At 49.6% G+C, this 10,468-nt stretch carries 11 protein-coding genes; 3 read left to right on the top strand and 8 right to left on the bottom strand.

What is annotated here, in order from left to right; genetic code table 11:
* Nucleotides 1-212: 212 nt before the first annotated feature.
* On the top strand, nucleotides 213-1,490 hold the full coding sequence (locus tag GC130_RS07455; RefSeq protein ID WP_151997655.1) for a hypothetical protein: 1,278 nt from the start codon (nucleotides 213-215) through the stop codon (nucleotides 1,488-1,490).
* 135 nt (nucleotides 1,491-1,625) lie between these two features.
* Here GC130_RS07455 and GC130_RS07460 read toward each other — a convergent pair whose 3' ends face one another.
* The 6 genes from GC130_RS07460 to GC130_RS07475 all read right to left on the bottom strand — a co-directional run bounded on the left by GC130_RS07460 (nucleotide 1,626) and on the right by GC130_RS07475 (nucleotide 6,244).
* Nucleotides 1,626-2,810 carry a class I SAM-dependent methyltransferase gene (locus tag GC130_RS07460; protein WP_151997656.1) on the bottom strand — a complete coding sequence of 395 codons (1,185 nt, stop codon included), beginning with the start codon at nucleotides 2,808-2,810 and terminating at the stop codon, nucleotides 1,626-1,628.
* Nucleotides 2,807-3,799 carry an aspartate-semialdehyde dehydrogenase gene (locus GC130_RS07465; RefSeq protein ID WP_151997657.1) on the bottom strand — a complete coding sequence of 331 codons (993 nt, stop codon included), beginning with the start codon at nucleotides 3,797-3,799 and terminating at the stop codon, nucleotides 2,807-2,809. The genes GC130_RS07460 and GC130_RS07465 overlap by 4 nt, the downstream gene beginning before the upstream one ends.
* 276 nt (nucleotides 3,800-4,075) lie before the next feature.
* Complete coding sequence (locus tag GC130_RS28550) at nucleotides 4,076-4,246, bottom strand: hypothetical protein (protein WP_193217798.1); 171 nt, start codon at nucleotides 4,244-4,246, stop codon at nucleotides 4,076-4,078.
* 354 nt (nucleotides 4,247-4,600) lie between these two features.
* On the bottom strand, nucleotides 4,601-4,756 hold the full coding sequence (locus GC130_RS28555; protein WP_193217799.1) for a hypothetical protein: 156 nt from the start codon (nucleotides 4,754-4,756) through the stop codon (nucleotides 4,601-4,603).
* A 385-nt stretch (nucleotides 4,757-5,141) separates the two neighbouring features.
* Entirely contained in the window at nucleotides 5,142-5,771 is a 630-nt protein-coding gene (locus GC130_RS07470; RefSeq protein WP_151997658.1) for an MCP four helix bundle domain-containing protein, read from the bottom strand.
* A 65-nt stretch (nucleotides 5,772-5,836) separates the two neighbouring features.
* Nucleotides 5,837-6,244: a GreA/GreB family elongation factor gene (locus GC130_RS07475; protein WP_193217800.1), complete on the bottom strand. Its 408-nt coding sequence runs from the start codon at nucleotides 6,242-6,244 to the stop codon at nucleotides 5,837-5,839.
* Between the two features lie 198 nt (nucleotides 6,245-6,442).
* On the opposite strand from GC130_RS07475, the gene GC130_RS07480 reads away from it, so the two are divergent.
* Entirely contained in the window at nucleotides 6,443-7,558 is a 1,116-nt protein-coding gene (locus GC130_RS07480) for a sensor histidine kinase (RefSeq protein ID WP_151997660.1), read from the top strand.
* Nucleotides 7,555-8,886 (top strand): sigma-54 dependent transcriptional regulator, encoded by a 1,332-nt coding sequence (locus tag GC130_RS07485; protein WP_151997661.1) that lies wholly within the window; start codon nucleotides 7,555-7,557, stop codon nucleotides 8,884-8,886. Before GC130_RS07480 ends, GC130_RS07485 begins: the two co-directional genes overlap by 4 nt.
* A gap of 288 nt (nucleotides 8,887-9,174) precedes the next feature.
* On the opposite strand, the gene GC130_RS07490 is transcribed toward GC130_RS07485, so the two are convergent.
* Nucleotides 9,175-9,753, bottom strand: coding sequence for a PIN domain-containing protein (locus GC130_RS07490; RefSeq protein ID WP_226940400.1), 579 nt, complete (start codon nucleotides 9,751-9,753; stop codon nucleotides 9,175-9,177).
* A complete protein-coding gene (locus tag GC130_RS07495; RefSeq protein WP_151997662.1) occupies nucleotides 9,740-10,204 on the bottom strand; it encodes a helix-turn-helix domain-containing protein in 465 nt (154 codons plus the stop codon). The genes GC130_RS07490 and GC130_RS07495 overlap by 14 nt, the downstream gene beginning before the upstream one ends.
* Between the last annotated feature and the right edge of the window lie 264 nt (nucleotides 10,205-10,468).

Raw genomic sequence — 10,468 nt, forward strand, 5'->3', positions numbered from 1 at the left:
GCAGCAAATGAACTGCCTCAATCTGCAACGGCTGCGTTACCCTCCACTCCCCACAGTCACCCTTCCGAAAAAATTTCCCTCTTCGGTTAGGTAACACCCTATGACCAGAAAGTGGCCGGCAAAAAACTGCATAAGAAAGTCAAAAAAAGCAGCCTTCTCAAGACAAAAATTATCTTACAATAGCTATTATTGGCCTTTCAATTTGAAATTACATGAAAAAGCCGCTGCTATTACTGATTCTATCAATTCTGTCATTTCCACTTTTCAGCCAAAAAAGCTTCACTGATGGATTTATAGTCACTCTGGCGGGAGATACCATCAAAGGAAAGATCAACGAGAAGGATTTTTACCTCAACTTCTCTCAGTGCCAGTTCAAGGCCGAAGTAGGAGATAAGGCTGTAAAGTATGAACCTGGTGATATTTCAGGTTTTAGCATTGAAGGTCTCAACTTTTTCGTTTCCGAAAGTATCACGGAGGTGGATCCTGACCGGCCTAAGAAATTTATAGAGGTGCTGGTAGTTGGGCAAACCTCTTTATATATGTACAAAGAGCATTTCATTTTCAAAAAGGACACGCTCTCCTACATAGTGCTTGAGGCAACTCCGATGATACGGGAACAGAATGGTGTATATACCAATGCAAAAGCCAACCTTGTGCACTATGGTATTCTCAACTATTTGTTTCAAGATTGTCCAGAAATTAAGCTTTCTCCCTCATCTACAAATGTCAATCGTGATAAACTCATCGCTCTGACTAAACAATACAACACCTGCCGAGGATCAGACTACGAGGTAGTTTTCAAAAAGAAACCTATTTTCAGGCTTGCGCCTTCTGTGTACACCGACTTTGGGCAGATGCAGATGAAATTCGATTATTCAGGTAACACCACAGGGGACGAAACCTTGCTAGGCAGTGGCCCTATAGAAAGTTCGATTCGCCAAACCGGTTTTGCCATCGGTATATTACTTCCGAGAATTAGCGAGAGGTTGATGGTAGAGATAGGGATGAACTTCTCGCAATTTGACTATTCGTTTTTGCATAACGTACCATATGTTTTCCCAAATGGAAACATTGCGGAAGCTGTTAATGATGTAGTTATCGACGGAAAAATGACAAAAATCCCTCTGGTAATCCACTATGAGCTATTCTCAAAAAGTAAAATCACACCATATATCCGGGCGGGCATGGTTCTTAGATCAATGAAATACGGGGGCGATGTTAGTCGAAAACGGTACGTACAATATGAAGGCTACTACGATGAAGAATATTACGAGTTTGAGCCGGCAAGCCCTCAGCCTGGTTTTCTGGCTGCTGCTGGTCTGGAAGGAAAGCTTGGGAGGCATATAGGTATTTTTGCTCAGATGCAAGCGAATGTATTTGGTGACGCTGGCCGGTACGATAATATTGATGACAGCCAGATAAAGAGCAATCTCAGTTTTAAAATGAACAGGAAAGACTTTTTGGTAGGCTTTGGTGTCAGGGTTCGTTAGCCCCTCCCATCCCCCAAGGCCCCCAGTCGAGCAAGCTTGTGAGTTCCTCATTTCGGCCTCTCGCCGCTCAACTGATGTTTTCGGGTGTGTCTTCACACCCGCCCACAAGTCCTCGTGTGTGTCTCCACACTCGACTTAATTCACCCGCTCCGCCACCACCAACACCCTTTCCCCGTTCCCCACCGTTACTCCCATCACAAAACCCTCCTCGCCCTCTTTCAGCTTCAGGCGCTTTTGTAACTCTGCCGCCTCCAGGGGAAAGTTCTTGCTCATCACATGGGCTTTGGCAAAAGGCAGCTTCAAGCTCTTCAGTCCCTTCGACGAAAAAGGCAGCACCTCCAGCACCCGAAACGTCCGGCCGGGGAAGTCAGGCTTGAGTGTGTCAGAAGTATACAAATGTGTATTCACATGCAGCTTGCCCAGCCCGTGCCGGACCGCCACTGTTTTAAAAGCTCCGGCTTTGGTAATGGCCACATTGGGGTCGTAAAGGTAGGCCTGCACACCAGCCAACGTCATTTCGGCAGTCGCCTCCTCCTCCGGATCAAACACAAACCGCTGCTCCTGCCCATGCAGCAAATGAACCGCCTCAATCTGCAACGGCTGCGCCGCCGCTCCGCACTCAAACAGCACCTCCTTGCATTCGTTGTTCACCGCCAGCACCGTCACCTTGCGCACGGCGCCCAGGTCACGAATACCCTGGCGGATGTCTATCATCGGCGAGGCCTTGATCAGCACCGTGGCTGCTCGTTTCAACAACTCCGGCAGTAACTGCACCACATCGGGGGTACTGTCGCTAAAGCCCATGGCCCGCTTGTGGCCCGCCCGGCGGTCGGGGTCGATATATATAAGGTCGAAATGGTCAGTAGTGCCAGCCAGAAAAGCCTCGGCAGTGCTTTGCACCACCTGCAGATGCCCAACGCCCAGCACACTAAAATTGTGGCTGGCCAGCGCACACCTTTCGGCGTCGGCCTCCACATACACCCCTTTTTCAAAAGACTGGGAGAAAAAAAACGTGTCCACGCCCGTGCCCCCGGTCAGGTCGGCGAAGGACTGGCCCGCCCAGCGAGCCGCTTTGAACCGGGCCGTTGTTTCCGACGAGCACTGCTCCAGCGCTACACCATGGGGAAAAATAATGCCATCACGGCTCAGCCAGGATGGCAATTTGTCTTTGGCCTTTTGTCGGGCCTTCAGTTGTGATGCCAGCAGGGACGCACTTACGCCCCCAGGCAGGTGCCTTTGCAAAGCAAGCTTCGCCGGACTGTCCGTAGCATGGGCCTTCAAAAAAGCCTGAACGTCCGGTTGGCTCAGCGCTTCAATCAAAACACCAGATTGGCCTCCACCAGGTACTCAGCAATCTGCACCGCATTCGTAGCAGCTCCCTTGCGCAGGTTGTCCGCCACAATCCACATATTGATCGTGTTCGCCTGCGACTCATCCCTGCGGATCCGGCCTACAAACACCTCGTCTTTGTTATGCGCCCAAATCGGCATCGGGTAAATATTCTTCGATGGCTCATCCTGCAGCACCACGCCCGGCGTGTGGCTCATCAGGTCACGCACCTCAGCCAGGTCAAAGTCCTTCACGAACTCCACGTTCACCGCTTCGCTATGGCCGCCTACCGTAGGCACCCGCACCGTAGTTGCCGTCACTTTGATGCTGTCATCGCCCATAATCTTGGTGGTTTCCTTCACCATCTTCATCTCCTCTTTGGTGTAGCCATTGTCGAGGAACACGTCAATGTGAGGCAGCACATTCATATCTATCGGGTGAGGGTATACCTTCGGCTCTGATTTTCCGGCCCTTTCGGCCATCATCTGATCCACGGCCGCTTTGCCCGTGCCCGTCACCGACTGGTAGGTACTCACCACCACTCTTTTAATGCCATACTTCTTATGCAACGGTGCCAGCACCATCACCATCTGAATAGTGGAGCAGTTGGGGTTGGCAATAATGCGGTCGTCGATGCGCAGGGTGCTGCCATTGATCTCCGGCACCACCAGCTTTTTGGAGGGGTCCATCCTCCAGGCCGAGGAGTTGTCGATCACAATGCTGCCCGCCGCCTCAAACTTAGGCGCCCACTCCAGCGACGTGCTGCCACCGGCCGAAAAAATAGCGATATCCGGTTTTATGTCCACCGCCGTTTGCATCCCAATCACGCTGTAGTCCTTGCCCTTGTATTTTATTTGGGTGCCCACACTGCGTTCGGACGCTACCAGGTACAACTCATCAAAGTGGAAGTTCCTTTCTTCCAGCACTTTCAACATCTCGGAGCCCACAAGCCCTGTGGCCCCTACTACCGCTAATTTCATTGTATGTAATTTTTGAATACTGAGGTGCAAAAGTAAAAGAAATCATTAAAGCCCAGCGAGTTTGGGCCATGATAATGCGGGAAATATCGGGTGATTTTTTGTGGTTGCTGACGCACCTAAGCTCCCAGCCCCACGTCATTTCGTAGTGCAACGGAGAAATCCCCCCGCCAACAACATTCCGTTTGAAAGTCACAAAAACCGTTTGGCGGGGGTCGGGCTATCCGCTGCAAGTCCTCACCGCCAAAGGGGCGATTCCGGGCTTTCCGCTGCTATCCCTCACGCAGAGGAGATGATTGCATTCACCACCAAAGCAGAGGATGCGCCACCACCTCCATAACAGTCGTCACTTCGCAGTGAAACGGAGAAATCTCCATGACCTATAGCCGAGCCTATTACACCTCCTGCCATCATCAAGGGGATGCCTCCCTCGTTCCTCGGAATCGGCATGACGTTGGTTTGGTGAGGGTGGAGGTGACCAATAGTCTCAATCGGCAGGCTACAGATCACAAAGGGCCACGCTCGCAACCGCATTTCGACTGGCAGGCCCACTTACCTGGGTTTATATACCGTACCTACGGCACTCGCAGGACATTCGCATGTGACTCAGAGCTTACCGCTGTTCCGTCCCTACGGGACTCTTGCTCTGTGTCCCTCCTTCGCTCTGCGGTAAACTTCATTGCTACTGGGGTGCCTCCCAATTCGTTTCAGCAAGCTTGCCATAAGCGTGGAGACCAAGGCACAAACCCGCCGGAAGGAATCTAACCGATTTTCAACTTCCGAAGAGCCAGGTACTGGAATATATTAAGGTTTCGGAGCCTTCAGCTTTGTTTTTTCAAAGTACTCCATCAATTGCTCATAGGTCATCCCTTTAATCTCTTGTGAGATTTTGTCTTTAATCCCCCTGAAGGTCTTTACGGTATCAAAGTCCTTTTCTTGGGCCTTAGTCTTCGCTTTCATAACCTACAATTTCTTTGGGTGAATGAATATTTAGGCTCGGTTAGTCAAATCTACTAAAAACGAGAGAGGTTAGGAAGAGCGACCTTCTGAGCAGGCTTCGAGGGTAGACTCTCGTCTTCATCGGATTTCAAATGCCGTACCTACGGCACTCGCAGAACATTGGCATGGGTTCCGGGGCTTACCGCTATTCCGTCCCTACGGGACTCACGCTCTGCGCTTCTCCTTGTCCGCCGAAGCCTTTGGCGTAGGTGGCCTTTGTCCGCCGAAGCCTTTGGCATCGGAGGATTTCCTCTGCGGCAAACTCCATCACTTATTGCGTGTCCTTCTGTAAGCTCCCCTGAATGAAGGACTTCCCATACATGAAATTAAGCTTCCTATGCCACCCCTAGGTATGCTCCAGGCGAAGTCGGGCCGGGGACAACGTTGCATAGATCAATAAGCCCAAAACAACGAGCATACCGGCCGCCAGATGAGAAGTCATGTTGCCGGAAGCAACAATGCGGTTCGACTCGTCAATAAGTTTTTGGGCTTCATGAAGCTGGAGCTGAGTTAAACCATTTAAGCTTGCCAGTATCGAGTCGTAATGTTTGGCCAGCTCCAGGCTCAGTGCGTCCCTTTGTATGGGCGACGCACCGCTAATAAACTGGTTCTCAAACTGCTGAGATAGCCTGATATAGTCCTTGAGCTTCAACAACTGTACTGATTCATCTGCCGTGAGGTAGGTGGCCTCGTACTTATTCATTAGTTGCTGAATAGTGTCATTTGCCAGTATGCTTTGTTCCAGCATACGGTCGTCGTTGCGGTCGATCAGCATCTTTTTTTCAAAAATCTTGTGCGAAAGCTGATACAAGTGAGTTTCTGCTACCAACCGGTCCATATAAATGGACGACATGGCGGCCTGAACCTCGGAAAGATGCCTCTTATGCACAAATGTGAGTAAAAGCATGACGACCAGCACCCCTACCAGGGCAAGACCAACATTGCTTTTTTTACTAAGTATCTTTTGCCACCTCATAACATATTAGTTTAATGGTTTAACTCAAATGGTTTCGATTTTCACCCACCCGCCTTTTGAGCTTTTTACAGGTAAAAATATTCGACAGGTTCAGGTTGACGGGTAACCCGGAGAATTTCCATTTCAGCTGATTTCCCCTGTATTTGCCAGGACACTACATGACCAACCTGCCTTCCCAGCAGAGCAGTGCCAATAGAGGAAAACACAGCTATCTTTCGCTCCAGCTCGTTCGATTCGTTTGGATACGTAAGTTTAAGTTCGATTTGCCGTCCCGCACCAATCTCTTTTAAAAGCACAATACTGTTCATCGTGACGATACCCTCCGGGATTTGTGATGGCTCAACCAGCTCAGCCTCCATCAAATCTATCAGGAAGCGTTCCACCACCTCTGGCTTTTTTGCACGGTACAGTGCGTAGTACCTGTGAGACATCAATCGTTCGTAATCACTGATCGTTACAATTCTCTTTTCCATAATTTCAATATATTGACGATGTATCATGCACGAAGCGTGCCACGATAAAACCCCCTTTATTCTACCGTAGTGTAGTTTCAATATCTTGATGGTGAGCAAAAAATACCCACTGGGGAATTATTCCTCGCTTCAAATACGTGTTTCCAACAGAAGGACGGGTAAATTGTGGCGAAGTATTTCTAGCTTTGAGCAGAACCTATGAATGAGCAATCGACAGATTTTCAGCTGAAAGAACGGGTAAAGGAATTGAACTGCCTTTATGAGCTTTCCAGAATTGCCTGGGAGCAGCACAACGACCTGAAGGCCATACTCACAAAAACATTGCAGATTTTGCCGGAGGCCATGCAGTATCCCCAGCTTGCTGAGGTTCAAATCAAGGTGAATAAGAAAACCTACGCAACGTCCCGCTTCGGAGCGTGCAGGTGGCATTTGTCGTCGCCCCTGAAAGTGGGGGATGCCGATTATGGCGTTATCAAGGTCGGCTACAGGGAAGGCGAAGGACTCACCGACAAACACTCCGCTTTTTTGCCGGAGGAAGAAAACCTGCTCAAGATTGTGGCCAGTGAGCTTTTGTCGTTTATCCGCAGGGCGGCGGCGGAGGAGGATAAACAAAGGCTAAAAACGCACCTGCAGCATGCCGAGCGACTGGCATTTGTAGGCGAGCTCACAGCAGGCATCGCACACGAGATGAACGAACCACTTGGTAAAATACTCGGCTTCGCTCAGTTGCTTAAAAAAGGAGGGGAGCTGAACTTTCAGCAGCAGCAAGACCTTGAGCGAATCATCAAGGCATCGTTGTATACCCGTGAGATAATAAAGAAGCTGATGATTTTCTCCCGGCAAATGCCCCAGCAAATCGTGGAGGTCAATCTCAACACCACCATCGCCAACACACTGTACTTCATTGATGTTCGCTTTCAGGAGCGGGGCATCAATATTATCCAGCGGCTGGATCCGAACCTCCCCTTGATTGAGGCAGACCCTGTGCAGATGAGCCAGGTACTTGTAAACCTCATCACCAATGCCGTGCATGCCACCTCTGGTGAGGGGAAGATAACCGTAAGCACAAGCCACAAAGCAAAAAATATACTTCTGGAAGTAAAAGATAGCGGCACAGGAATGCCAGCTTCGGTAATGAAACGGATATTTGAACCGTTTTTCACCACAAAACCTCTGGGGCACGGCACGGGGCTTGGGCTGTCGGTAGTGCAGGGCATCATCGATTCGCACGGCGGCAGCATTCGGGTATCAAGCACCAAAGGAAAGGGCTCGAAGTTTGAAATCAGCTTACCCATCAAACAGGCGGCGCAATGAAAAAAGAAAACTCTCCAGCCCATGAGGTGCTGATTGTGGATGACTCGCCCGAAACGGTGGAGCTGATCAGGCGCAATCTCGAATCTGTAGGCTACCATGTGTTCGCTGCAAGCAATGTACAGTCGGCCATCAAGCTTCTGGAAACAATCAGCATAGACCTGCTGATTACCGACCTGAAAATGCCCGGCGAAAGCGGGCTTACACTGGTGCGTCATGTTTCTGAAAACTTCAAGGGGGTGGCCATTCTTGTCATCACCGGGTTTCCATCCATCCAGGGTGCCGTAGAGTCCATCAAAATAGGGGCAGAAGAATACCTTGTGAAGTCTTTTACCGATGAGGAGCTTTTTCAGGCGGTGAAAAATGCCCTCAAAAAAACGAGCCATAAGAAAAAGTCAGGGAAGGAGTTATCACCGCAAACCTTTGGGATCGTTGGTGCCTCAGAGGGCATGGTGCAGGTCTTTGATACCATCACCAAGGCCAGGGCCACACAAGCCACGGTGCTCATTCAGGGGGAAAGCGGAACAGGCAAAGAACTTGTGGCCAGGGCGCTGCACTATGGCGGAAATGATTCTAAGGCACCTTTTGTGCCCGTGAATTGCGGTGGCATTCCCGACAATTTGCTGGAAAGTGAGCTCTTCGGATATGTGAAGGGAGCCTTTACCGGAGCCAATGAAACCCGGCCGGGTTTTTTCCAGACAGCCGACAAGGGAACCATCTTCCTGGACGAGATCAGCAACACCAGCCTTGCGATGCAGGCTAAGCTGCTGCGGGTGTTGCAGGAGAAAGAGTTCTATATGGTGGGCGCTAAAAAATCGCTGAAGGTGAATCTGCGTGTGGTGGCAGCTACCAACGTGGATCTTATGCAGCTGATTAAAAAGGGGCTGTTCAGAGAAGACCTTTACTACCGGCTCAACATCATTACCATCGATTTGCCTCCACTCCGGGAGCGGGGTGCCGACATATTGCAGCTGGCTGAGTTTTTCCTGACCAAATACGTAAAGGAGCTCGGAAAATCAGCTATGCACTTTACGCCCAAAGCCAGCAGGGCGCTTCAGGGTTATGCATGGCCGGGCAATGTGCGTGAGCTGCAAAACCTGATGCACCGCCTGGTTATCCTGGCCGACGAGTCAACCATCGATGTGCCGGACCTACCGGAGGCCTTCCGGTTTTCAGCCTCACAGTCAGGCACTCTTGACAGGACACTGGACGACATGGTGAAGGGATATATAGCGGATGTGCTCGCTGCCAATCAAAATAATGTATCGCTCACCGCTAGGGTGCTTGGTATTGACAGGAAAACACTTCGGGAAAAGATGAAGAAAGCGTAAGCAGCAGAAGCTTAGCCCCTGCTGATCGGAGCGACAAGACCCACAATCCAGTCGGCGCTTGTTGCCTGTTCCGCCCACCGGTGACTTCGGAAATTTGTTCGAATTAAAGAGGTTACTCTGTGCTTCAGGACAGAGTAACCTCTTTAATGGGCCTCAAGGGTCGGCCACTGATCTGCTCGGATTGTATATGCCTTACCTACGGCACTCTTGCACTGTGCAACTCTGCTACAAACTCTGCCACTGGTGGAAACATGCCAATCAGGAATCCCCGGAGATATTCCCTGTGGATTATGCGAGGTGCCTGTCCAATTCATCAGCCGTCTGAACAAGCTTATTCCGCCGCAAAATATGCAGATATTGCTGCTCATCGTACGGAGGCTTATTCTTCGTAAGCACCATCTCCCGAAAAGCCTCACAACACCTCTCTGGAGATAGGTCTATCATATCGGCAATGAAGGTATCCGGATCAACGGCAACTAGTCCCACCGATTCTAAGTATTCGTTTGGGAAGTCCCTCAGGTTGTATGGGACAATCACATTAGCGTTGCATTTGATAGCTGCTGCTACCACGTGACGGTCGTTTTCATCAGGAAGTTTTATCGAGGGGATAATGGCTCCGTATCTTTCTACAAGCGCATGAGGGCAGGCTTTATTAATAAGTTTGACCTGCCGACTAATTTGCTCTGGCGATAAATTCAAATTTCTCTTTTGAAAAATGTCAGTAAACTCTTCCAGTAGCTTTCCACTCCATTTTGGCGTGTATAAGTCGTAGAGCGACAGCCAAATCAGATAGTCACGGATAACTACTGGAAACAGTACATTGGCATCGAGCACTGCCGTAAAGTGCGCACTGTTAATCAGCTTCATACAAACCCAACCCCTCTGAATCTCTCATCAACTCGATTAAAGCCTCTTTTCTCTCTTTAATCATATTCTTCTTGAACTTGATAAGGTCTTCAAACTGCACTCTTCTGTGGCGGCCAACCATTTCTGCCTTCAGTTTGCCCTGGTCTATCAGTTTAGTAACATGAGGTCTTGAACAGTTTAGAAACTCCGCAGCCTTCTGTGTTGTAAAGGCAGTGCCCACGGGAACGATTGAAACTGCATTCCCATCCCGGTAATTCCTTAGAATCTCAGCCAGCATCTTCAGCACCTTCAATGGAATCTGAATAGGCTCTCCAGTTTCCAGAATGGAAATCTCCGGCGTATTCTCAGGATGATCGATTTCATCAATGGCCGCAATTAACTTTTGAAATCCTTCATTAGCTATTTGTCTCTCCTGATGGGTGGGCGGACTGTTTAGTTGCGTGTCAGACATATTGCTTGTTGGTTTACTACTGTAAATATAAACGAAATAAACGAAACCTTAGTTGCATATTTCGAATAATCGGTATGAACCTTGACCCTGCACCCGTCGGAGATTAAAGAGGTTACTCTATGCTTCAGGACAGAGTAACCTCTTTAATCAGCCTCGAGGGTAGGCCACTGATTTGCTCGGACTGTATATGCCGTACCTACGGCACTCGCAGGAGATTGGCATAGGCTCGGGTTTACCGCTGTTCCGTCCCTACGGGACTCTTGC

Origin of the sequence: Imperialibacter sp. EC-SDR9, from assembly GCF_902498805.1 — a bacterium.
Lineage (GTDB): Bacteria > Bacteroidota > Bacteroidia > Cytophagales > Cyclobacteriaceae > Imperialibacter.